Below are 21723 nucleotides of genomic sequence, written 5' to 3'. Positions count from 1 at the left end.
GGGTGTCGGACGAGCCGTGAAGGAACGCGCCGCGTTCTTGTCGCGGCGTCCCCGGGGCGATAGACCGTACTGGCCCGTCGGATACGGCGGATCGGCTGTGCGACCTGGGGAGTTGGGCATGAGCGTGACGAGTCGGTACCGGGACGCCTGGGAGGGTTTCTGGCGGGAGGCCTCCGACGAACCGGGGTCCGTGCTGTGGGACGCCGAACCGTCCCTGACCTCCGCGCTGCACGTCGCCCTGTTCGAGCCGCTGCTGGCCGACCCCGGGCTGCCGCTGATCGACCTCGGCTGCGGCAACGGCACCCAGACCCGCTTCCTGGCCGGCCGCTTCCCACGGGTGATCGGCGCCGACCTGTCGGCCGCGGCCGTGGAGCACGCCCGGCGCGCCGATCCGGCCGGGCAGGCGAGGTACCGGGAGCTGGACGCCACCGACAAGGCGGCGGCCGAGGCGCTGCACGCCGAGCTGGGCGACGCCAACGTCTATATGCGCGGTGTCCTGCACCAGAGCGAGCCGGACGACCGCCAGCCGCTGATCGCCGCGCTCGCCGCGCTGGTCGGCAGCCGGGGCCGCGCCTTCCTGGTCGACCCCTCCGAGGCCGCCGGGGCCGTCCTGCGCGGGCTGGCGCAGAGCCCGGACGGCCCGCCCGCCAAGCTCGCCCCGGTCTTCCGCCACGGCATCGCCCCCGGCGAGGTCGCCGACGCGGCGGTCCCCGGGTTCCTGGCCGCCGCCGGGCTCACCGTCCTCGCGGGCGGAGACCTGCCCCTTGCCACCACCGAGCACACGGCCGACGGCTCCCTGATCGAGCTGCCGTCGAAGTGGCTGGTGGCCGCGGGGGCCTGAGAGCCGTCGTGCGGAGCGTGTCGGCGTCGCGGAGGCCGGCCCGTACGGCGGTCACCGACCGACGGGTCGGTCAGGGAGCGTCCTGGCCCGTTCTGGCTTCTGCGCGTAACGTGACGCACCATGAAGATCCTGATCAGCGCCGACATGGAGGGCGCCACCGGTGTGACGTGGCCCGCCGATGTGCTCCCGGGGACACCGCAGTGGGAGCGGTGCCGGTCGATGTTCACCTCGGACGTCAACGCCGCGGTGCTCGGTTTCCTCGACGGCGGCGCCGACGAGGTCCTCATCAACGAGGCGCACTGGAGCATGCGCAATCTGCTGCTGGAGCAGCTGGACGACCGGGCCCAGATGCTGACCGGCCGGCACAAGGCGCTGTCCATGGTCGAGGGCGTGCAGCACGGCGACGTCGACGGCATCGCCTTCATCGGCTACCACGCGGGCGCCGGTATGGAGGGCGTCCTCGCGCACACCTACCTCGCCAACCAGCTCACGGGCGTCTGGCTGGACGACGTACGGGCCAGTGAGGGCCTGCTGAACGCGCATGTCGTCGCGGAGTACGGCGTGCCGGTCGTCCTGGTCACCGGCGACGACCTGGCCTGCGAGGACGCGCTCGGCTACGCGCCCGAGGCGCTGAAGGTCGCGGTCAAGGACCATGTGTCCCGGTACGCGGCGGTCTGCCGTACGCCCGCCCGGACGGCCGCCGACATCCGCGCGGCGGCCAAGGAGGCGGCCGCGCTGGCGGTTCGGCACCAGCCGGTGTCCGCCGGGCCGCACACCATCGCCCTGGAGTTCGACGCCGAGCACCTGGCGATGGCCGCGACGGTCGTGCCGGGCGTGGCGCGGACCGGGGAGCGCAGGGTCGCCTACACCAGCGACACCATGTTCGACGGGATCCGCACCTTCAAGGCGGTCACCACCATCGTCTCGGCCGCAGTGGAGGAGCAGTATGGCTGACGAGCAGGCGCTGGACGAGGTCGTCGGGTTCACCTCCGACCTCATCCGCATCGACACCACCAACCGGGGCGGCGGCGACTGCCAGGAGCGGCCCGCCGCCGAGTACGCGGCCGAGGCCCTCGCAGGGGCGGGCCTGGAGCCCGTCATGCTGGAGCGCGCCAAGGGCCGTACCAACGTCGTGGCCCGGCTCGTGGGCACCGATCCGTCGGCGGACGCGCTGCTGGTCCACGGTCACCTGGACGTGGTGCCCGCCGAGGCGGCCGACTGGAGCGTGCACCCGTTCTCCGGGGAGGTCCGCGACGGCGTCGTGTGGGGCCGGGGCGCGGTCGACATGAAGAACATGGACGCGATGATCCTCGCCGTCCTGCGGTCCTGGGCGCGCGAGGGCGTGCGGCCCCGGCGCGACCTCGTGATCGCGTTCACCGCCGACGAGGAGGCCAGCGCCGAGGACGGCTCGGGCTTCCTCGCCGACCGGCACCCGGAACTGTTCGAGGGCTGCACCGAGGGCGTCAGCGAGTCCGGCGCCTTCACCTTCCACGACGGGTCGGGACGCGAGATCTACCCGATCGCGGCCGGCGAGCGAGGCACGGGCTGGATGAAGCTGACCGCGCGCGGCCGCGCAGGACACGGCTCCAAGGTCAACCGGGAGAACGCGGTGACCCGGCTCGCCGCCGCCGTCGCCCGGATCGGCGCCCACGAGTGGCCGCTCCGGCTCACCCCGACCGTACGGGCCGCCCTCACCGAACTCGCCGCGCTCTACGGCGTCGAGCCCGACCTCGACGACATCGACACCCTGCTGGACAAGCTGGGCCCGGCGGCCAAGCTCGTCGAGGCGACCGTGCGCAACAGCACCAACCCGACCATGCTCGACGCGGGTTACAAGGTCAACGTCATCCCGGGCGATGCGGTCGCCCAAGTCGACGGCCGGTTCCTGCCGGGCGCCGAGGACGAGTTCCGCGCCACCATGGACGAGCTGACCGGGCCGGACGTGGACTGGGAGTTCTTCCACCGCGAGGTGGCCCTCCAGGCACCCGTCGACTCGCCGACGTACGCCCGTATGCGGGCCGCCGTCGAGGAGTTCGCGCCCGGCGGCCATGTGGTGCCGTACTGCATGTCGGGCGGCACCGACGCCAAGCAGTTCTCGCGCCTGGGCATCACCGGCTACGGCTTCGCGCCGCTGAAGTTGCCGGAGGGACTCGACTACCAGGCGCTGTTCCACGGCGTCGACGAGCGGGTTCCCGTCGAGGCGCTGCACTTCGGTGTCCGCGTCCTGGACCGCTTCCTGCGGACGGCCTGAGCGAGCGGGGGACGACGTGCAGACACTGGCCTACGGTTCCTGGCCCTCGCCCGTCGACGCGGCCCTCGCGGCCGCCCACGACGGACATCCCGAGTACGTAGGCTTCGTCGGCGACGAGGCCTGGTGGACCGAACCCCGCCCCACCGAGGGCGGCCGCCGCACCCTCGTCCGGCGGCACCACGACGGCCGCGAGGAACCGGTGCTGCCGGCCCCGTGGAACGTGCGTACCCGCGTCATCGAGTACGGCGGACAGCCCTGGGCCGGGACGAGCCGGGACGGCCGCCCGCTGGTGGTGTTCGCGCACTTCGACGACCAGCGCCTGTACCGGTGGGAGCCCGGCGGCGAGCCGGTCCCGCTCACCCCGGCCGGCGCGGTCGGCGGCGGACTGCGCTGGGCCGACCCGGTGCTGCTGCCGGAGCGCGGCGAAGTCTGGTGCGTGCTGGAGGAGTTCACCGGGGACGGACCGAGCGAGGTGCGCCGGATCCCGGCCGCCGTACCGCTGGACGGGTCCGCCGCCCAGGACCGGTCGGCGGTAAGGGAACTCGCCGCCGAGCGGCACCGGTTCGTCACCGGGCCGAAGCTGTCGCCCGACGGGCGGCGGGTCTGCTGGATCGGCTGGGACCATCCGCGGATGCCGTGGGACGGCACGGACCTGCTGCTCGCCGACGTCCGGCCCGACGGCACCTTCGACACCCCCCGGACCGTGGCGGGCGGACCCGAGGAATCCATCTGCCAGGCCGACTTCGCCGCCGACGGCTCCCTGCTGTGGGCGAGCGACCGCACCGGCTGGTGGAACCTCTACCGCGACGGGGAACCGCTGTGCCGCCGCGAGGAGGAGTTCGGCGGGCCGCTGTGGAAGATCGGGCACCGGTGGTTCGCGCCGCTGCCCGACGGACTGATCGCCGTCGTCCACGGGCGCGGCGCCACCGCGCTTGGCATCCTCGACCCGGAGACCGGCGAGGTCGTCGACGCGGCCGGACCCTGGACCGAGTTCGCACCCACCCTCGCCGTGTCGGGCGAGCGGAGCGAGATGGGAGTCCCCTCGCTCGGCGGGTCGGCGAGGGTGGCCGCCGTCGGCGCCAGCCCGCGCACCGCGTACGAGGTCGTCGAGCTGAACACCGGCACCGGACACGCCCGGGTGATCGGCGCCGGGCACGACGACGCCGTCGACCCGGTCCACTACCCCGAGCCGCAGATCCGCACCTTCACCGGACCCGACGGCCGAGAGATCCACGCGCACGTGTACCCGCCGCACAACCCGGGGTGCGCCGCGCCGGACTCCGAGCGGCCGCCGTACGTCGTGTGGGCGCATGGCGGGCCGACCGGGCGCTCCCCGCTGGTGCTCGACCTGGAGATCGCCTACTTCACCTCACGCGGCATCGGCGTCGCCGAGGTCAACTACGGCGGCTCGGCCGGATACGGGCGCGAGTACCGCAACCGGCTGCGCGAGCAGTGGGGCGTGGTCGACGTCGAGGACTGCGCGGCCGTCGCGCTCGCCCTCGCCGACGAGGGCACCGCCGACCGGGCCCGGCTCGCCGTCCGCGGCGGCAGCGCCGGCGGCTGGACCACGGCCGCCTCCCTCGCCACGACCGACGTCTACGCCTGCGGCACCATCATCTACCCGGTGCTGGACCTGGCCGGCTGGGCGTCGGGGGAGACCCACGACTTCGAGTCGCGCTACCTGGAGACGCTGGTCGGGCCCTACGACGAGGTGCCCGCCCGGTACGCGGAGCGCTCGCCCGTCGAGCACGCCGACCGGATCACCGCGCCCTTCCTGCTGCTCCAGGGCCTGGACGACGTGATCTGCCCACCCGCGCAGAGCGAACGGCTGATGGCCCGGATGGCGGGCCGCGACGTGCCGCACGCCTATATCGCCTTCGAGGGCGAGGGCCACGGCTTCCGGCGGGCCGACACCATGGTCCGCGCCCTGGAGGCCGAACTCTCCCTCTACGCCCAGGTGTTCGGGCTCCACCCGCCCGGCGTCCCGAGACTGGAGCTCGAAAAGTGAACGAACTGCGGCGCCCGCGGCGACTCGCACCCGGCGCCCGCGTGGCGGTGGTCGCGCCCAGCGGACCCGTGCCCGAGGAACGGCTCCAGGCCGGCCTCGACCTGCTGCGCGGCTGGGACCTCGACCCGGTAGTGGCACCCCATGTCCTGGACCGGCACGCCGAGTTCGACTATCTGGCCGGTGCCGACGCCGACCGGGCCGCCGACCTCCAGGCCGCCTGGTGCGACCCGTCGGTCGACGCCGTGCTGTGCGCCCGCGGCGGCTACGGCGTGCAGCGCATGGTCGACCTCCTCGACTGGGAGGCGATGCGAGCGGCCGGGCCGAAGGTGTTCGTCGGGTTCAGCGACATCACCGCGCTGCACGAGGCGTTCGCCGTGCGGCTCGGCCTGGTCACCCTGCACGGGCCGATGGCGGCGGGTGTCGACTTCCTGAAGAACGGCCGTGCCCAGGAGCACCTGCGGGCCACGCTGTTCGCTCCGGAGACCGTCACCACCATCACCGCCGAGGACAGCCGGGCCATGGTCCCGGGTCGGGCCCGCGGGGTGCTGCTCGGCGGCTGTCTGTGCCTGCTCGCCGCCGAGGCGGGCACCCCGCACGCGCGCCGCTCGGCGGCCGGCGGGCTGCTGTGCCTGGAGGACGTGGGGGAGGAGACGTACCGTCTGGACCGCTACCTCACCCAACTCCTGCGCACGGGCTGGCTGGACGGGGTGAGCGGGGTGCTGCTCGGCTCCTGGGAGAGCTGCGACGTCCACGAGACGCTGCGGCCGCTGCTCGCCGACCGGCTCGGCGGGCTCGGGGTGCCGGTCGTGGAGGACTTCGGATTCGGCCACTGCGAGGGCGCGCTGACGATCCCGTTCGGTGTGGCGGCCGAACTGGACGCGGAGGCGGGAACGTTGGTGCTGGACGGGCCGGCGCTGGGCTGAGGCGCGGGGTCGTCGCGTCCCGGGACTGCGCGCGCCCGCGCCCCTTGACGGACTGCGCGGCCTCTCCCCGCGGGGTGGCTGGTCGCGCGGTTCCTCGCGCCCCTTGGCGGGCTGCGCCGCCCTTCCTTGCGGGTTGTGGCTGGTCGCGCAGCACCTTGTGTCCGTTGGTGGGTTGTGCGGCTTCTGCTTGTGGGTGGCTGGTCGTGCGGTTCCCCGCGCCCCTTGGCGGGCTGCGCCGCCCTTCCTTGCGGGTTGTGGTTGGTCGTGCGGTTCCTCGTGTCCGTTGGTGGGCTGCGCCGCCCTTCTTGGGGGCGCGGGGAACTGCGCGACCAGCCCCCACCGGCCCGCGCTCGACCGGCCCGCGCCCCGCGCCCACCGTGCGTGACCTGCGCGAGGGGCGCACCCTGGGGACATGAACCCGCGTCCGACGGTTCCCGCAGCGGCCCGCGTGAGCGCGGCATAGGGTGGCCCGATGCCGCACCCCGCATCCCGCTTTCTCGCCGAAGGCCCGCACGTGGGCATACGCCCCATCACCCGGGCCGACGGCACCGAGTTCACGGCCCGAGCCCTGGAGAGCAAGGACCTCCACCACCCCTGGCTGTTCCCGCCGGACAACGCGCGGGCGTACGGCTCCTACGCCGGCCGGCTGATCGACGACCCGACCAAGGCGGGCTTCCTGGTGTGCGAGCAGGGGGACGGATCGCTCGCCGGGTTCATCAACATCAACAACATCGTCCAGGGCGCCTTCCAGTGCGGCGCCCTCGGCTATGGCGCCTTCGCGCACGCCGCCGGGCGCGGCCTGATGCGGGAGGGCCTCGGGCTGGTGATCGACCACGCCTTCGGGCCGATGCGGCTGCACCGCCTGGAGATCAACGTCCAGCCGGGCAACGCCGCCTCCATCGCCCTCGCCCGCTCCAGCGGCTTCCGTCCCGAAGGCTTCTCGCCGGCCATGCTCTTCATCGACGGGGCCTGGCGCGATCACGAGCGCTGGGCGCTCACCGTCGAGATGCGGCCTCGCAGTTGATCTTCATGGGGTCAGGTCGGTGACCTGCGACTTCAGCGGGCCGTGGCCGTGGCCGTGGCCCAGCCCGCGCGGCACCGTCTCGGCCCGGTCCTGCGCGATCGCCGCCGCGTCGGACACCACCACGAACCGCACGAGAAGTGCTTCAGCGGCACCGGCTCGTACGACAGCGTGCCCTCCTGCCGAACCGGCGGACGTCGTGGCCCGGGCCTTTGCCCAATCCTGACCGGCAGATCCCCTGGCCGGGTGCCCGGTCGCCGGGTTCCATGGTGATCGTGACGACGATCCGACGCGACGTAGTGACGCTGCCCGCCGCCGAGTTGGGCCCGGACAACCCCCTGCCCCCGCTGCGGCCCCTGGACGAGGTGCACCGCGTCGAGGACCGCGACCGGGAGGAACTGCCGCGCGACATGGCCCGGCAGGTCGGCTACGAGCCGCTGCACAGCATGCTGCCGCTGCGGGTCCGCGACGGCTACGACCGCAGGCGCGGCCCCCGCCGGATCGATGCCCTCGTCGTCGAGAACGACCGGCTGAAGGCCACGGTCCTGCCCGGACTCGGCGGCCGGATCACCTCCGCCGAGGACATCGGCCGTCTGTGGTCGAGGCTCACGGACGAACCGCTGCCCGCGGAGTACGACTTCCGGATGCGACCCGGCCAGGAGGTCTGACGCCCCTCCCCGGGGCGGGCCCTGTGCGGGCACACCAAGTTACGTCCGTACGACGGCGGGTACCCGGCGGCCATGGACCGACTGGATCATCTTGAGCACCTGGACAAGGCGCTGGTCGACGAGCTCGCGCAGGTGACGCGGGAGACCGTGCGCGACGAGCTGCGCCGCCAGACGCGCGGGCAGCGCCGCCGGGCCGTGCTGTACGCCGCGTCCGGGGCCGTCGCCCTGTACGCGGGAGCGGCTCTGGCGCTCACGCTGGGCCTGGCCCTGGCCGCCGGTCTGCCCGACTGGGCCGCCGCGCTGATCACCGCCGTGATCCTGGGCGTGGTCGCCTACCTGCTGCGCGGCGCGGCCCGGCCCGGCCCGCGGCGGACGCCCGAGGACGCGGCCCGCGGGGAGCAGGCGCACGGCGGCGGCGCACCCCTCGGGCCGCCCGGCGGGCTCGCCGACCCGGCCGGCTACCCGCCGGTCCCGCCCGTCGCACCGGGCCCGCCGGGCGCCACGGGCGCGGCCACCGCGGCACCCGGCGCGGCCACTCCCGCCCCCGGCGACACCGCAGTGTCCGCGCCGCGGCCCGACGACATCGACCCCGGGCCCCCGCACCACCGGGCTTGACCGCCCTGCGCGGGGCGCGGCGACAGGGCCGCGACGAGTCCCCGCGCCGGGGCCGGTCCTGAGAGGTCCCAGCAACGGCCCCGGGCGGGCCCGGCTCAGCCGGGGAGCCGCGGCAGCACCTTCGTACGGTAGAAGTCGAAGAAGCCGCGCTGGTCCGGGCCGATCTGGCTGACCAGGACGCGGTCGAAGCCGGCGTCGGCGAAGGCGGTGAGCGCGGCGATGTGCTCGTCGGGGTCGTCCCCGCACACCGAGCTCTCCTTGACCATCTCCTCCGTGATCAGCGGCTCCAGCTGCTCGAAATGACTCGGCGAGGGCAGGATCTGCCCTATCTCGCCGGGCAGCAGCTGGTTGGCCCACAACCGGCGCACCGTACGCACCGCCTCGTCGCGGTCGGGGCCGTAGCAGACCTTCACACCGCCGCTGACGGGCTTCGAGCCCCCGCCGCCCTCGCGGAACTGCTCCACCAGCGGCTGCTCCGGCGTCATCGTGATGAAGCCGTCGCCGATCCGGGCCGCCAGCGAGGTCGCCTTCGGGCCGAACCCGGAGATGTCGATCGGGACAGGTTCCTCGGGGACGGTGTAGAGGCGGGCGTTCTCCACCGAGTAGTGGACGCCTTCGTGATTGACCTCCTCACCGGTGAACAGTTTGCGCATCACCTGCACGGCCTCCTCCAGCATCTCCAGACGGACGTGGGCGGGCGGCCAGGCGTCGCCGAGGATGTGCTCGTTGAGCGCCTCGCCGCTGCCCACGCCGAGCCGGAAGGTGCCGTCGGTCATCACCGCACAGGTCGCGGCGGCCTGTGCCACGACCGCCGGATGCATGCGCACGGTGGGACAGGTGACGGCGGTCTCGACGGGCAGGGACACCGCCTCCGAGACCGCGCCGATCACCGACCAGACGAACGGACTCTCGCCCTGCGCGTCGTTCCACGGGTGGTAGTGGTCCGAGATCCACAGCGACCGGAACCCGGCCTGCTCGGCCATGCGCGCCTGCTCCACGAGCTCCGCGGGACCGAACTCCTCGCAGGACAGGAAGTAGCCGTACTCGGGCATGAGGACTCCTTGGTGACAGGCGGTTCGGGCGGGCCCCGAGTACCCGGGCGCTCCCGCGGAAACCGGGCCGGCCGGTCTCGCGCGGGGCGAGCCCGTGCGTTTGGGTGTCCGGGCCAGGGGGACGCGGAAAGTCCTGGTCGCCTCGGACCGTCGCCTTCGGGGAGAGGAGATCGGGCCGACCCCGCGTGGCGAGCGCCTGTCGTGGAACCCGGCCGAGCCGACCTTGCATGGCGAGCGCCTGTCGTGGAACCCGGCCGACCGAGCCGCCCGGCCACGTCCCGCGAGGGACCCTTCCGGCGGCACTCCCGACAGACCCGCCGTACCCGCGACACCCCACGCTCTGGAGGAAGGAGCGCGATGAACTCCCCCGACTCCCCCGAATTCACCGACCTGGCCCGTCAGCTGCGCGTCGACAGCGTGCGTGCGGCCGCCGCCGCGGGCAGCGGACACCCGACGTCGTCGATGTCCGCCGCCGACCTGATGGCCGTGCTGCTGGCCGGCCATCTGCGCTACGACTTCGACCGCCCGGCCCACCCCGCCAACGACCGCTTCGTCCTCTCCAAGGGCCACGCCTCACCGCTGATGTACGCCGCGGCCAAGGCGGCGGGCGCGATCGACGACGAGGAACTGCTCACCTTCCGCAAGCGGGGCAGCAGGCTGGAGGGACACCCGACCCCGCGCCGCCTGCCCTGGGTGGAGACGGCCACCGGGTCGCTCGGCCAGGGGCTGCCCGTCGGGGTCGGCATCGCGCTGGCCGGACAGCGGCTGGACCGCACCGGCTACCGGGTGTGGGTGCTGTGCGGCGACAGCGAACTCGCCGAGGGCTCCGTGTGGGAGGCCGCCGAGCACGCCGCGTTCGAGCACCTGGACAACCTCACCGCGATCGTCGACGTCAACCGCCTCGGCCAGCGCGGCCCCACCCGTCACGGCCACGACCTGAGCGCCTACGCCCGGCGCTTCAAGGCCTTCGGCTGGCACACCGTCGAGATCGACGGCCACGACCCGGACGAGATCGACCGCGCGTACCACGAGGCAGTCTCCACCGTGGGCCGGCCCACCGCCGTCCTCGCCCGCACCCTCAAGGGCAAGGGCGTCGCGGACGTCGAGGACCGCGAGGGTCTGCACGGCAAGCCGCTGCCCGACCCCGAGCGGGCCGTCGCCGAACTCGGCGGGCCGTCCGACCTGCGCGTCCAGGTAGCCGAGCCGCCCGCCACCCGTGTCCTGCACGCCGTACGCACCGGACAGCACGAGCCGCCCCGCTGGCCGAAGGGCGACGAGGTACCCACCCGCGACGCCTACGGCAAGGCCCTCGCCGCCCTCGGCCGCGGGCGCGGCGACATCGTGGCGCTCGACGGCGAGGTCAGCGACTCCACCCGCGCCGCGTTCTTCGCGAAGGAACACCCCGACCGGTTCTTTGAGTGCTACATCGCCGAACAGCAGATGGTCGCCGCCGCGGTCGGGCTGGCGTCCCGCGGCTGGATCCCGTACGCCTCCTCCTTCGCGGCCTTCCTCACCCGCGCCCACGATTTCGTCCGCATGGCCGCGGTCAGCGGCGCGGACATCAACCTCGTCGGCTCGCACGCCGGTGTCGCCATCGGCCAGGACGGGCCCTCGCAGATGGGCCTGGAGGACCTGGCGATGTTCCGGGCCGTGCACGGCTCGACCGTGCTGTACCCGTGCGACGCCAACCAGACCGCCCACCTCGTCGCCACCATGGCCGGGCTGGACGGCATCCGCTATCTGCGCACCTCGCGCGGTGCCACCCCGGTGATCTACCACCCGGACGAGGAGTTCCCGGTCGGCGGGTCCAAGGTGCTGCGCTCCTCCGGACGCGACCGGGTCACGCTGGTCGCGGCCGGGGTCACCGTACCCGAGGCGCTCGCCGCAGCCGATCTGCTCGACCGCGAGGGCATCGCCGTACGGGTCCTGGACCTGTACTCCGTCAAACCCGTCGACCGGCTCGCCCTGCGCCAGGCCGCCGAGGACACCGGCTGCCTGATCACGATCGAGGACCATCACCCCGAGGGCGGCCTCGGCGACGCGGTCCTGGACGCCTTCCTCGACGCACGCCCGGTGCCGCGCCTGGTGCGCCTGGCCGTCCGCACGATGCCGGGCTCCGCCACCCCCGACGAGCAGCTGCGCGCCGCGGGCATCGACGCCGAGTCGGTCGCGGCCGGCGTACTGCTGCTGGTCGAGCAGGCGGTCGTGGGGTGAGCGGCGGGTGAGCGGCGACGCCGTGCGGCGGCCCCTGCGGGCCGGGTCCGGGTGACCCCGGTCCCCAGGCCGGCGCGGCGTCGGCCGGCCAAGTTGCATGCCTGAGCCATCTACCGGGTGGTGCGGCCCTCGGAACGCGTCCGGCGCCGCCCGCGCCCCTGCCGCAGGTTTGGCCCCTGCCCAGATGGCCACCCGGAGGACGAGGTGGCCATGTCGAGCACAGGAAACAGACCCCGGTCGCGACATTCACGACACGAAAGCAGGGACGTCAACGTGGCGGACAACCGGCCCGGCCCCATGGAGGTGCTGCGCGACGCGCGCGGCCAGCTCGCGGAGCTCACCGGCATGACCGCGGAGAGCGTTTCGTCCTTCGAGCGGACGGAGGACGGCTGGTCACTGGAGGTCGAGGTCCTGGAGCTGTCCCGTGTTCCCGACACGATGAGCCTGATGGCGAGCTACCAGGTCGACCTCGACCCGCAGGGCCGGCTCACCGGCTACCGACGCGTTCGCCGCTACGAACGCGGGCGGGCCGACCCCCGCCCCGGCGGCCGCTGAGCCCTTCGAACCACCACTTTCTCCGGCCCAAAGACAAGGAGGCACAGTCGGCATGACCGTAGTCCCGGCACAGCAGTCCGGCGGCGGAGGCGGCGGCAGCAGTCTCTACGACGTACTGGAGCTCGTCCTCGACAGGGGACTCGTCATCGACGCGTTCGTGCGAGTGTCCCTGGTGGGTATCGAGATCCTCAAGATCGATGTACGAGTCGTCGTCGCCAGCGTAGACACCTATCTCCGGTTCGCCGAGGCGTGCAACCGCCTCGACCTAGAGGCCGGCCCGCGCAAGGCCCCGGGCCTGCCCGACCTCGTCGGTGAGATCACCGAATCCGGCGCGCGCGGCAAGTCCAAGGGGGCGCTGTCCGGCGCCGCCGAGACCATATCCGACGCGTTCAACCAGGCGCGTGAGGAGGGCGGCCAGAAGGAATCCAGGCCGCGTGCCCGCAAGTCCACCGCGCGCCGAAAGGAGGAGTCGGAGTGAGCACGTACGTCTACGGCATCACCGCCGCTTCCCGCACCTCCCCGCCCGAGGGCGTGGCCGGCGTGGGCGATCTCCCCTTGCGCGTGCTGAAGGAGGGCGAACTCGCCGCCCTCGTCAGCGACGTGCCCGAGGACCTGCGGCCCAAGCGCAGGGAACTGCTCGCCCACCAGAACGTGCTCGCCGAGGCGGCCTCGGACGGGAGCGTGCTGCCCATGAGGTTCGGGAGCGTCGCCCCGGACGACGACACCGTCACCGGGGTGCTCGCCGAACGCGCGGAGCACTACCGGGAACGGCTACGGACGCTTGAGGGCAAGGTCGAGTACAACGTCAAGGCCAGCCACGACGAGGAAGCCGTGCTGCACCGGGTGATGTCCGAGAACCCCGAGCTGCGCGCCCTGGCGGAGGCCAACCGCAACGCGGGGGGCGGCAGTTACGAGCAGCGGCTGCAACTCGGCGAGATGGCCGCGGCCGCGGTCAAGGCCCGCGAGGCCGAGGACGCGGCGGACGTGCAGCAGGCCCTGGAGTCGGTCGCCGCCGCGCTGAGCGTCGGCCCCGAGTCCACCGGATGGCTCGCCAATGTGTCCTTCCTGGTGGACCGCGACGCGGCCGAGGCGTTCCTCGCCTCCGTGGACCAGGTCCGTGAGAGCCACCCGCATCTGGAAATACGGGTCAACGGCCCGCTGCCGCCGTACAGCTTCGTCGAGCCGGGCCCCGCAGAACCGGCGGGGACCACGGGCGGCATCGACACCACGCAGGAATGAGGGCCGAACGGTGGGACTCATCTCAGAGGTGCTGCTGTTGCCGTTCGCACCCGTGCGCGGCAGCGGCTGGGTGCTCAGACAGGTGCTCAACGAGGCGGAACGGATCTATTACGACCCCGCCACGGTCCGGGCCGAGCTCGCCCGCCTGGAAGAACGCCTGGAAGCGGGTGAGATCGACGAAGACGAGTTCGACCGCCAGGAGGACGAGCTCCTCGACCGGCTGGAGATCGGTATGGGCGGGAGCAGTGGAACAGGCGAGGGGACGGCACGATGAACCGAGTGGGACTGGGCCTCGCGCTAGGGGCCGGATACGTCCTCGGACGTACCAAGAAGATGAAGCTGGCCATGGCGGTGGGTTCGCTCGTGGCCGGCAAGAAGTTGAACCTGACCCCCAAGGGCATCGCGGAGCTGGTCTCCGGACAACTGCAGAACAACCCGCAGTTCAAGGAGATCGGGGACCAGCTGCGCCAGGACCTGCGCGGGGTCGGCAAGGCAGCCTCGGGCGCCATGGTCGAACGCCAGATGAGCTCGCTCGCCGACCGGCTGCACAGCCGGACCGGTGAGGTGCGCGACCAGCTGGAGGGCGTGGTACCGGACTTGGAGGAGGACGAGGAGGAGCCGGAGGAAGCGACAGCCGAGGACGAGAGCGCCGAGGACGAGAGCGCCGAGGACGAGAGCGCGCAGGACGAGGAGCCGGAGGACGAGCTCGACGAGGACGAGGAAGAGGAAGAGGAAGAGGAGCCGGAGGAGGACGAGGACGAGGAGGCGCCTGAGCCGACGCGCAAGAAGGCGGCGAAGAGGCCGGCCAAGAAGGCACCCTCCAAGAAGGCACCCGCCAAGAAGGAATCCGGGAAGAAGGCATCGGCCGGCAAGGCTCCGGCCAAGAAGGCCCCGGCCAAGAAGCCGGCGGCCAGGAAGACCGCCGCGAAGAAGACGGCCGCCAGGAAGACGGCGTCGGCAGGCGGCGGAGCCCGCCGTGGCCAGGGACGACTGCCGAAGGGCGGCGGTGACCTATGAGTGAAGCCCTCTCGAACGCGGGGAACGGGGCGGGCAAGGCGGCCGGCAAGGCGACGAGCGGCCCCCTCACCGACCTCGCCCAGAGCGAGGCAGCCGAGCGGCTGAAGGCCGAGGTGCAGGAGTACCTCGCCGCCCAGGCCCAACGCGTGCTTGTCGGCGCGGGCCGCAAACTCGGCGAGACCACGGTCAAGCTCAACGACATCGCCGAGGGCAAGAGCCCCGGCCTCGCCAAGCTCGCCCTCGACGGTGGCCGCAAGCTCGCGGAGGGCAAGGGGCCCCTGCGTGCAGCACTGGAGACCGGTGCCACCCATATGAAGGACAAGGCCATGGACGCCCTCAAGAATCTCGGTGGAGGCAAGGGCAAGCGCAAGGGCGGCGGAGGCCAGAAGCCCACGGTCATCATGGAGTCCATCGACGTCGGCGTCGATGTGCGCACCGCCTACGACCAGTGGACCCAGTACCAGGACTTCAGCACCTTCGCCAAGGGCGTCAAGAGCGCGAACCGCTCCGACGACGTCGACTCCGACTGGAACCTCAAAATCTTCTGGTCCAGCCGCAGTTGGAAGGCCCACACCGGGGAGCAGATTCCCGACGACCGCATCGCCTGGACGTCGGAGGGCGCGAAGGGCACCACGAGGGGAGTCGTCTCCTTCCACCGGCTCGGCGACAACCTCACCCGCGTCCTGCTCGTCATCGAGTACTACCCCTCGGGGCTGTTCGAGAAGACCGGCAACATCTGGCGCGCCCAGGGCCGCCGGGCCCGGCTCGACCTGAAGAACTTCGCCCGGCACATCACGCTCAAGGGCGAGGCGGAGGACGGCTGGCGCGGTGAGATCCGCGACGGCGAGGTCGTCAAGAGCCATGAGGACGCCGTGGCCGAGGAGGAGCAGGAGGAATCCGGCGCCGAGGACGAGGAGACGCCCGAGGAGGCGGAGGACGAGGAGACGCCTGAGGAGGCGGAGGACGAGGAGGAGTACGAGGACGACGAGGAGGAAGGCCCCTACGACGAGGCCGAGGAAGAGGAGGAAGAAGAAGAGGAGGAAGAGGAGGAGCCGGAGGGCGAGTACGAGACCGAGGATGAGGACGAGTACGCGGACGCTCGGAGCGGTCGATGAGCATGCCCAGCAGGATGCCGGAGCCCTACCCCTCCAGCAGCGGCGCCAACCTCGCCGACATTCTGGAGCGGGTGCTCGACAAGGGCATCGTCATCGCGGGCGACATCCGCATCAACCTGCTCGACATCGAACTCCTCACCATCAAGCTCCGCCTCGTCATCGCCTCCGTCGACAAGGCGAAGGAGATGGGCATCGACTGGTGGGAGAGCGACCCGGCGCTGTCCTCCCGTGCCCGGCGTTCCGAACTGGCCCGGGAGAACACGAGATTGCGCGAACGGCTGGCCGAACTGGAGTCCGGGGCGGTGATGGAGCCCGAGGAGATCGAGGCCCGGCGGGCCGAGGAGCCGGAGGAGGTCGAGGCCGAGGAGGACTATGAGGCCGAGGTCGAGGCCGAGGAGGAGGCCCGATGACCGGACTGCGCTACGTCTACGCCGTCTGCCGCCCCTTCCGCTCCGCGCTGCAAACCCAGTTGACGGGCGTCGCGGGGGTGCCGCCCAAGATGTTGACGCATCACGGGCTGATCGCCGTGGTGGGCACGGTACCGGAGGCGGACTTCGCCGAGGAGCCGTTGCGCGCCCATCTGGAGGACCTGGACTGGCTCGCCGAGACCGCCCGCGCCCACCAGGGCGTCATCGACGTGCTCACGGCCGTCACCACCCCGCTGCCCCTGCGGCTCGCCACGGTCTTCCAGGACGACAGCGGCGTACGCGTGATGATGGAGGCGCACGAGGACCTCTTCCGGCGCACCCTGGAGCGGCTGGAGGGCCGGGTGGAGTGGGGCGTGAAGGCCTATGCCGAGGCGCGGCCCGCCGAGCCCGCGCGGCCGGCCGCGCGGCCCGCGACCGGCCGGGACTATCTGCGGCAGCGGCGGCGGCAGACGGTGGCGGGAGAGGAGGCCGGACGGCAGGCCGAGGAGTTCGCCGGCCGGCTGCACGCGACGCTCTCCCGGTTCGCCGAGGACGCCCGGCTGCATCCGCCGCAGAACGCCCGTCTCTCCGGAGCCTCCGGAAGGAACGTGCTCAACGCGGCCTATCTCGTGCCCCGCGCGCTGTCCGAGGAGTTCGTGGAACTCGTCGACCGCACGAAGGACGAGGCGTCCGGGGTGCGTGTGGAGCTCACCGGCCCCTGGGCGGCCTATTCGTTCACCGGATTCACCGGGACCGGCGGGGAGTCACCGTGACCGACGTCGAACGCCGCGAGGTGGCTCTCGTCGACCTCCTGGACCGGCTGCTGGCCGGCGGGGTCGTCGTCACGGGCGACATCACGCTGCGCATCGCGGAGGTCGATCTCGTCCGCATCGACCTCAACGCCCTGATCAGCTCCGTCGGTCCCAAGGTGCCCTCGCCCTTCGAGGAGCCGACGTGACCGAGACGCCCTCGCCCGGGGAGGAGCCGACGTGACCGAGAGCCGACGACGGATGGACCTCGAACCGGACACCGTCGAGCGGGACCTCGTGAAACTGGTCCTGACCGTCGTGGAACTGCTGCGGCAGCTCATGGAGCGGCAGGCCCTGCGCCGCGTCGACACCGGCGATCTGACCGAGGAGCAGGAGGAGCGCATCGGGCTCACGCTGATGCTCCTGGAGGAGCGCATGATCGAGCTCCGCGAGCGCTACGGACTGCGGCCCGAGGACCTCAACCTGGACCTCGGACCGCTCGGACCGCTGCTTCCCCGCGAGTGAACCTCCGCCTCCCGGGGCCGAACCTCCGCCTCCCGGGGCCGAACCTCCGCCTCCCCGGGAGTGAACCTCCGCCTTCCGGGGCCGCAGGGGAGGGCTCGGCGCTTCAGCCCGCCTTGCGGCACAGGATCTCGCCGTGCAGGACGCTGAACCAGCCGTCCTCCCGTCCGCCCCACTCGCGCCACGCCTGCGACACCGCCCGCAGTTGCCCGACGGTGGCATGGCCGCCCTCGACGGCGCGGTCGGCGTAGGCCGAGGCCAGGGTGCGGTCCGCCCACAGGCCGCTCCACCAGGCGCGCTCCTCGGGCGTGGCGAAGGTCCAGGTGGCCGAGCTCGCGGTGATGTCGGTCAGGCCCGCCTGGAGCGCCCACGCCTTCAGGCGCCGGCCGGCGTCCGGTTCGCCGCCGTTGGCCCGGGCCACCCGCTGGTACAGGTCCGCCCAGTCGTCCAGGCCCGCGACGGCCGGGTACCAGGTCATGGCCGCGTAGTCCGAGTCGCGGGCGGCGACGATCCCGCCGGGCCTCGTCACCCGCGCCATCTCGCGCAGCGCCTGCACCGGGTCGCCCACGTGCTGGAGCACCTGGTGGGCGTGGACCACGTCGAAGGTGCCGTCCGCGAAGTCCAGGGCGTGGATGTCGGCGACGGTGAAGTCCGTGTTGGTCAGGCCGCGTTCGGCGGCCGTGGCGCGGGCCGTCGCCACGATGTCCGGCGCGCTGTCGGCGCCCGTGACATGCCCGTCCGGGACCAGGGCGGCCAGGTCCGCGGTGATGGTGCCCGGACCGCAGCCGATGTCCAGCACGCGCATCCCCGGCTCGATCGAACCGAGCAGGTACGCCGCCGAGTTGGCGGCGGTGCGCCAGGTGTGGGAACGCAGCACCGACTCGTGGTGCCCGTGGGTGTAGACGGCGGTCTCCCGTGCTCGCGGCATGGCTGTACCCCTTCTCCTCCGGTCCCCGGGCAGGCGCCCCGGGCGGCTGACGCCACCGTACGCCGAACCAGCCGCATTCTGAGATATCCATTTTGGTATGTGGACTGACGGAGTGTCAGATCAAGGGTCGGTCATCGGTGACACGGGTACGCTGAAACGGTCGTACGGCCGCCTCCCGCCGTACCGCCGAGCGAGGAGAACCCCGTATGCGCCTGCTGCTGATACGCCATGGCCAGACCGTCGCGAACCTGGACTACCTGCTCGACACCGCGTTCCCCGGCGCACCGCTGACCGAACTCGGCGAGAGACAGGCGGCCGCGCTGGTGAAGAGGGTCGCCGAGGAGGACATCGCGGCGGTGTACGCCTCCCCGCTGACCCGCACCCGGCGCACCGCGGCCCCGCTGGCCGCCGCCCGAGGTCTGGAGGTCCAGGTGCGCGACGGTCTGCGCGAGGTGTCCGCGGGCGACATGGAGATGCTGCCCGGCCTGACGGGCGAGGGGGAGGGCTACTTCCGCACCGTGGTCGCCTGGATGCACGGCGACATCGCGCTGCGGATGCCGGGCGGGGAGAGCGGCGAGGAGGTCCTCGCGCGCTACGACGCGGTGATCGCGGAGGCCGCCGACAGCGGGGCCGGGACCGTCGCCGTGGTCAGCCACGGCGCCGCCATCCGGCTGTGGACCGCCGTGCGCGCCGCCGACGTGGAGGTGTCGTACGCCGCCACCCACGGGCTCGAGAACACCGGCGTGGTCGTCCTGGAGGGCTCCCCGGCCGACGGCTGGAAGCTGCTGTCCTGGGCCGGTGCCCCGCTGGCCGCCGGAGGGAGCGGACCTGCGGGTCTGCCGGTGGAGGAGCCCCGATAACGGTTTGCCCCCTCGCACCGGACGCCCGCACAATGCCGGACCATGGGACATCTGGAAGCCGCGCATCTCGAGTACCACCTCCCCGACGGGAGGACGCTGCTCGGCGATGTCTCCTTCCGGGTCGGCGAAGGCGCCGTCGTCGCCCTCGTCGGACCCAACGGCGCGGGCAAGACCACCCTGCTCCGGCTGATCTCCGGCGAGCTCAAGCCGCACGGCGGGACCGTCACCGTCAGCGGCGGCCTCGGTGTGATGCGCCAGTTCGTCGGCTCGGTGCGTGACGAGACCACCGTCCGTGACCTGCTGGTCTCCGTCGCCACGCCGCGCATTCGCGAGGCGGCGAAGGCCGTCGACACCGCCGAGCACGCGATCATGACCGTGGACGACGAAGCCGCCCAGCTCGCCTACGCCCAGGCGCTCGCCGACTGGGCGGAGGCACGCGGCTACGAGGCGGAGACGCTGTGGGACATGTGCACCGCGGCCGCGCTCGGCATGCCGTTCGACAAGGCGCAGTGGCGGCTGGTGCGCACCCTGTCCGGCGGTGAGCAGAAGCGGCTGGTGCTGGAGGCGCTGCTGCGCGGCACCGACGAGGTGCTGCTGCTCGACGAGCCGGACAACTACCTCGACGTGCCCGGCAAGCGCTGGCTGGAGGAGCGGCTGGCGGAGACCCGCAAGACCGTGCTGTTCGTCTCCCACGACCGTGAACTCCTCGCCCGCGCCGCCCAGAAGATCGTCTCCGTCGAGCCCGGCCCGGCCGGGGCCGACGCCTGGGTGCACGGCGGCGGCTTCGCCACGTACCACGAGGCTCGCCGTGAACGCTTCGCCCGCTTCGAGGAGTTGCGCAGGCGCTGGGACGAGAAGCACGCCCAGCTGAAGAAGCTGGTGCTCACCCTGCGCCAGGCCGCCGCGGTCAGCCACGAGATGGCCTCGCGGTACGCCGCCGCCCAGACGCGGCTGCGCAAGTTCGAGGAGGCCGGGCCGCCGCCCGAGCCGCCGCGCGAGCAGGACATCACCATGCGCCTGAAGGGCGGCCGTACCGGCGTACGGGCCGTGACCTGCGAGGGGCTTGAGCTGACCGGCCTGATGCAACCGTTCGACCTGGAGGTCTTCTACGGCGAACGGGTCGCGGTCCTCGGCTCCAACGGCTCCGGCAAGTCGCACTTCCTGCGCCTGCTGGCGGGCGAGACCGTGGCCCACACGGGGCAGTGGAAGCTGGGCGCGCGGGTCGTGCCGGGCCACTTCGCCCAGACCCACGCGCACCCCGAGCTCCAGGGCCGCACGCTGCTGGACATCCTGTGGCAGGAGCACTCCCAGGACCGTGGCGCGGCCATGTCCCGGCTGCGCCGCTACGAGCTGACCCAGCAGGCCGAGCAGACCTTCGACCGGCTCTCCGGCGGCCAGCAGGCCCGCTTCCAGATCCTGCTGCTGGAGCTGGAGGGCGTCACGGCCCTGCTCCTGGACGAGCCCACCGACAACCTCGACCTGGAGTCCGCCGAGGCGCTCCAGGAGGGCTTGGAGGCCTTCCAGGGCACGGTCCTCTCGGTCACCCACGACCGCTGGTTCGCCCGCTCCTTCGACCGCTACCTGGTCTTCGGCAGCGACGGCCGGGTCCGCGAGACCCCGGAGCCGGTCTGGGACGAACGCCGGGTGGAGCGGGCGCGCTAGGGCGCCGGATTGTTCGTACAGTGGAGGCAGAACAGCGAGGTCCATGGCTCCGTGCCGGGCATCGCCCGGCCGTACACGCACCGGGCCGGTACCCGAACCACATGGACGAACACGACGAGCGGGGCACCACCATGACCGGAGTCGACCCGGGCCGGCTGGACGACCAGCAACTCATGAAGGAGCTGGAGACGATCCACCGCACCCGCCACGACACCCTGCTGTACGGCTCGAACGACGCCCTGCGCGTCCACAACGATCGGATGGCTCAGCTGGAGGGCGAGTACCTGCGCCGCAACCCGCGCCGGTCCGTCATCGCGGGCCGCACCCGCGACGGCGCACGCGACCGGCCGACGCCGGTCCGCGAGATGGGCACGCCGGTGGGCAAGTGGGGACCCGGATCGGGCGGCGCCGGCACCTGACGCACCCGAGAACGCCCCCGACCTCGCTGACATGCCGCCGCCGACACGTCAGCGCCCGGCGGCTCTCCTCGCTGCCTGCGGCCCTCCGTGTGGCACTGAGCGCCCCGCGGCTCTCCTCGCGTTCTCGGCGTCCGCGGCTCTCCGTCTTGTGGCCTTCAGCGCCTGCGGTCTCCTTGTGCTCCTCAGCGCCCGCGGCTCCCCCCGGGACCCTCGGCGCCCGCGGCGCCCCGCGTGGCCCTGAGCGACTGCGGCTCGCCCCGCGTCGCGGTCCTCAGCGCCTGCGGCCCTCCGCGTTGTGGCCTCCGTCGCCTGCGGCCGCCTTGTGACGCTCGGCGCCTGCGGCCCCCGGGACCCTTGGTGCCCTCTGCCCGCCCGGGGACCCTCGGCGCGCGCGGTTCGCCTTGTGGTCTTCGGCGCCTGCGGCCCCTCCCCGGCACCCTCGGCGCCTGAGGTCGCCTTGTGGCGCTCGGAGCCTGCGGCCACCCGGGACCCTTCGCGCCCTCTGCCCGCCCGGGGACCCTCGGCGCGCGCGGTTCGCAGTGGTCTTCGGCGCCTGCGGCCCCCCGGGCCCCTTGGTGCCCTCTGCCCGCCCGGGGGCCCTCGGCGCCTGCGGCCCCTCCCCGGGACCCTCGGCGCCTGCGGTCTCCTCGCGGCGCT

The 21723-nt window shown here is 72.8% G+C and carries 23 protein-coding genes and 1 pseudogene; 22 read left to right on the top strand and 2 right to left on the bottom strand.

The annotated features are described in order from the left end of the window. Positions 1–118 precede the first annotated feature (118 nt). The 8 genes and pseudogenes from ABZZ79_RS36400 (at position 119) to ABZZ79_RS36365 (ending at position 8327) form a co-directional block, all read left to right on the top strand. A complete protein-coding gene (locus tag ABZZ79_RS36400) occupies positions 119–841 on the top strand; it encodes a class I SAM-dependent methyltransferase (protein ID WP_356696388.1) in 723 nt (240 codons plus the stop codon). Between the two features lie 120 nt (positions 842–961). Then, complete coding sequence (locus ABZZ79_RS36395; protein WP_356696383.1) at positions 962–1795, top strand: M55 family metallopeptidase; 834 nt, start codon at positions 962–964, stop codon at positions 1793–1795. Continuing rightward, positions 1788–3092, top strand: coding sequence for a M20/M25/M40 family metallo-hydrolase (locus ABZZ79_RS36390; protein WP_356696381.1), 1305 nt, complete (start codon positions 1788–1790; stop codon positions 3090–3092). Before ABZZ79_RS36395 ends, ABZZ79_RS36390 begins: the two co-directional genes overlap by 8 nt. 16 nt (positions 3093–3108) lie before the next feature. After that, positions 3109–5100 carry a prolyl oligopeptidase family serine peptidase gene (locus ABZZ79_RS36385; protein WP_356696379.1) on the top strand — a complete coding sequence of 664 codons (1992 nt, stop codon included), beginning with the start codon at positions 3109–3111 and terminating at the stop codon, positions 5098–5100. Then, a complete protein-coding gene (locus tag ABZZ79_RS36380; protein ID WP_356696377.1) occupies positions 5097–6023 on the top strand; it encodes an LD-carboxypeptidase in 927 nt (308 codons plus the stop codon). Before ABZZ79_RS36385 ends, ABZZ79_RS36380 begins: the two co-directional genes overlap by 4 nt. 472 nt (positions 6024–6495) lie before the next feature. Beyond that, positions 6496–7047 (top strand): GNAT family protein, encoded by a 552-nt coding sequence (locus ABZZ79_RS36375; RefSeq protein WP_356696375.1) that lies wholly within the window; start codon positions 6496–6498, stop codon positions 7045–7047. A 263-nt stretch (positions 7048–7310) separates the two neighbouring features. Continuing rightward, a pseudogene (locus ABZZ79_RS36370) lies at positions 7311–7619 on the top strand (DUF5107 domain-containing protein); the annotation flags it as partial. 165 nt (positions 7620–7784) lie between these two features. Then, positions 7785–8327: a phage holin family protein gene (locus tag ABZZ79_RS36365; RefSeq protein ID WP_356696373.1), complete on the top strand. Its 543-nt coding sequence runs from the start codon at positions 7785–7787 to the stop codon at positions 8325–8327. A 95-nt stretch (positions 8328–8422) separates the two neighbouring features. On the opposite strand, the gene ABZZ79_RS36360 is transcribed toward ABZZ79_RS36365, so the two are convergent. Beyond that, positions 8423–9379 carry an LLM class F420-dependent oxidoreductase gene (locus ABZZ79_RS36360; RefSeq protein WP_356696371.1) on the bottom strand — a complete coding sequence of 319 codons (957 nt, stop codon included), beginning with the start codon at positions 9377–9379 and terminating at the stop codon, positions 8423–8425. 357 nt (positions 9380–9736) lie between these two features. Between ABZZ79_RS36360 and ABZZ79_RS36355 the strand changes: the two genes are divergently transcribed. The 11 genes from ABZZ79_RS36355 (at position 9737) to ABZZ79_RS36305 (ending at position 17200) form a co-directional block, all read left to right on the top strand. After that, the gene (locus ABZZ79_RS36355) at positions 9737–11593 is read left to right on the top strand and encodes a transketolase (protein WP_356696369.1); all 1857 of its coding nucleotides are present in this window, start codon (positions 9737–9739) and stop codon (positions 11591–11593) included. A 210-nt stretch (positions 11594–11803) separates the two neighbouring features. Next, on the top strand, positions 11804–12148 hold the full coding sequence (locus ABZZ79_RS36350; protein WP_356696367.1) for a gas vesicle protein: 345 nt from the start codon (positions 11804–11806) through the stop codon (positions 12146–12148). Between the two features lie 52 nt (positions 12149–12200). Beyond that, positions 12201–12626 carry a gas vesicle structural protein GvpA gene (locus ABZZ79_RS36345; RefSeq protein WP_356696365.1) on the top strand — a complete coding sequence of 142 codons (426 nt, stop codon included), beginning with the start codon at positions 12201–12203 and terminating at the stop codon, positions 12624–12626. Further along, the gene (locus ABZZ79_RS36340; RefSeq protein WP_356696363.1) at positions 12623–13387 is read left to right on the top strand and encodes a GvpL/GvpF family gas vesicle protein; all 765 of its coding nucleotides are present in this window, start codon (positions 12623–12625) and stop codon (positions 13385–13387) included. The genes ABZZ79_RS36345 and ABZZ79_RS36340 overlap by 4 nt, the downstream gene beginning before the upstream one ends. A gap of 10 nt (positions 13388–13397) precedes the next feature. Beyond that, positions 13398–13661, top strand: a complete 264-nt coding sequence (locus tag ABZZ79_RS36335) for a gas vesicle protein GvpG (RefSeq protein WP_356696361.1) — start codon at positions 13398–13400, stop codon at positions 13659–13661. Further along, entirely contained in the window at positions 13658–14404 is a 747-nt protein-coding gene (locus ABZZ79_RS36330; protein ID WP_356696359.1) for a DNA primase, read from the top strand. Before ABZZ79_RS36335 ends, ABZZ79_RS36330 begins: the two co-directional genes overlap by 4 nt. Beyond that, complete coding sequence (locus ABZZ79_RS36325; protein ID WP_356696357.1) at positions 14401–15519, top strand: SRPBCC family protein; 1119 nt, start codon at positions 14401–14403, stop codon at positions 15517–15519. Before ABZZ79_RS36330 ends, ABZZ79_RS36325 begins: the two co-directional genes overlap by 4 nt. Next, positions 15516–15929, top strand: coding sequence for a gas vesicle protein (locus tag ABZZ79_RS36320; protein ID WP_356696355.1), 414 nt, complete (start codon positions 15516–15518; stop codon positions 15927–15929). Before ABZZ79_RS36325 ends, ABZZ79_RS36320 begins: the two co-directional genes overlap by 4 nt. After that, entirely contained in the window at positions 15926–16699 is a 774-nt protein-coding gene (locus ABZZ79_RS36315) for a GvpL/GvpF family gas vesicle protein (protein WP_356696353.1), read from the top strand. Before ABZZ79_RS36320 ends, ABZZ79_RS36315 begins: the two co-directional genes overlap by 4 nt. Then, entirely contained in the window at positions 16696–16884 is a 189-nt protein-coding gene (locus tag ABZZ79_RS36310) for a gas vesicle protein (RefSeq protein WP_356696351.1), read from the top strand. The genes ABZZ79_RS36315 and ABZZ79_RS36310 overlap by 4 nt, the downstream gene beginning before the upstream one ends. A 52-nt stretch (positions 16885–16936) precedes the next feature. Next, positions 16937–17200, top strand: coding sequence for a gas vesicle protein K (locus tag ABZZ79_RS36305; RefSeq protein ID WP_356696400.1), 264 nt, complete (start codon positions 16937–16939; stop codon positions 17198–17200). Positions 17201–17303: 103 nt separating this feature from the next. Here ABZZ79_RS36305 and ABZZ79_RS36300 read toward each other — a convergent pair whose 3' ends face one another. Then, complete coding sequence (locus tag ABZZ79_RS36300) at positions 17304–18125, bottom strand: methyltransferase domain-containing protein (RefSeq protein ID WP_356696349.1); 822 nt, start codon at positions 18123–18125, stop codon at positions 17304–17306. A gap of 206 nt (positions 18126–18331) precedes the next feature. On the opposite strand from ABZZ79_RS36300, the gene ABZZ79_RS36295 reads away from it, so the two are divergent. From ABZZ79_RS36295 to ABZZ79_RS36285, 3 genes are all read left to right on the top strand, one after another. Then, on the top strand, positions 18332–18985 hold the full coding sequence (locus ABZZ79_RS36295) for a histidine phosphatase family protein (RefSeq protein ID WP_356696347.1): 654 nt from the start codon (positions 18332–18334) through the stop codon (positions 18983–18985). Positions 18986–19027: 42 nt separating this feature from the next. After that, a complete protein-coding gene (locus tag ABZZ79_RS36290; RefSeq protein ID WP_356696345.1) occupies positions 19028–20647 on the top strand; it encodes an ATP-binding cassette domain-containing protein in 1620 nt (539 codons plus the stop codon). Between the two features lie 101 nt (positions 20648–20748). Further along, positions 20749–21066: a DUF6158 family protein gene (locus ABZZ79_RS36285; protein ID WP_356696343.1), complete on the top strand. Its 318-nt coding sequence runs from the start codon at positions 20749–20751 to the stop codon at positions 21064–21066. The last annotated feature ends 657 nt before the right edge of the window (positions 21067–21723 follow it).

The sequence above is a fragment of the Streptomyces sp. NPDC006458 genome, assembly GCF_040612135.1.
Taxonomy (GTDB): Bacteria; Actinomycetota; Actinomycetes; order Streptomycetales; family Streptomycetaceae; genus Streptomyces.
Note: the sequence above shows the minus strand (reverse complement) of the source record. Positions and strands in the feature narration are given on the sequence as shown.

Coding starts and splice junctions, on each gene's coding strand:
- ABZZ79_RS36375 (WP_356696375.1), top strand. CDS start 6,496: ATGCCGCACCCCGCATCCCGCTTTCTCGCCGAAGGCCCGCACGTGGGC.
- ABZZ79_RS36295 (WP_356696347.1), top strand. CDS start 18,332: ATGCGCCTGCTGCTGATACGCCATGGCCAGACCGTCGCGAACCTGGAC.
- ABZZ79_RS36290 (WP_356696345.1), top strand. CDS start 19,028: ATGGGACATCTGGAAGCCGCGCATCTCGAGTACCACCTCCCCGACGGG.
- ABZZ79_RS36390 (WP_356696381.1), top strand. CDS start 1,788: ATGGCTGACGAGCAGGCGCTGGACGAGGTCGTCGGGTTCACCTCCGAC.
- ABZZ79_RS36360 (WP_356696371.1), bottom strand. CDS start 9,379: ATGCCCGAGTACGGCTACTTCCTGTCCTGCGAGGAGTTCGGTCCCGCG.
- ABZZ79_RS36315 (WP_356696353.1), top strand. CDS start 15,926: ATGACCGGACTGCGCTACGTCTACGCCGTCTGCCGCCCCTTCCGCTCC.
- ABZZ79_RS36395 (WP_356696383.1), top strand. CDS start 962: ATGAAGATCCTGATCAGCGCCGACATGGAGGGCGCCACCGGTGTGACG.
- ABZZ79_RS36300 (WP_356696349.1), bottom strand. CDS start 18,125: ATGCCGCGAGCACGGGAGACCGCCGTCTACACCCACGGGCACCACGAG.
- ABZZ79_RS36350 (WP_356696367.1), top strand. CDS start 11,804: ATGTCGAGCACAGGAAACAGACCCCGGTCGCGACATTCACGACACGAA.
- ABZZ79_RS36325 (WP_356696357.1), top strand. CDS start 14,401: ATGAGTGAAGCCCTCTCGAACGCGGGGAACGGGGCGGGCAAGGCGGCC.
- ABZZ79_RS36305 (WP_356696400.1), top strand. CDS start 16,937: ATGGACCTCGAACCGGACACCGTCGAGCGGGACCTCGTGAAACTGGTC.
- ABZZ79_RS36400 (WP_356696388.1), top strand. CDS start 119: ATGAGCGTGACGAGTCGGTACCGGGACGCCTGGGAGGGTTTCTGGCGG.
- ABZZ79_RS36345 (WP_356696365.1), top strand. CDS start 12,201: ATGACCGTAGTCCCGGCACAGCAGTCCGGCGGCGGAGGCGGCGGCAGC.
- ABZZ79_RS36365 (WP_356696373.1), top strand. CDS start 7,785: ATGGACCGACTGGATCATCTTGAGCACCTGGACAAGGCGCTGGTCGAC.
- ABZZ79_RS36330 (WP_356696359.1), top strand. CDS start 13,658: ATGAACCGAGTGGGACTGGGCCTCGCGCTAGGGGCCGGATACGTCCTC.
- ABZZ79_RS36320 (WP_356696355.1), top strand. CDS start 15,516: ATGAGCATGCCCAGCAGGATGCCGGAGCCCTACCCCTCCAGCAGCGGC.
- ABZZ79_RS36285 (WP_356696343.1), top strand. CDS start 20,749: ATGGACGAACACGACGAGCGGGGCACCACCATGACCGGAGTCGACCCG.
- ABZZ79_RS36355 (WP_356696369.1), top strand. CDS start 9,737: ATGAACTCCCCCGACTCCCCCGAATTCACCGACCTGGCCCGTCAGCTG.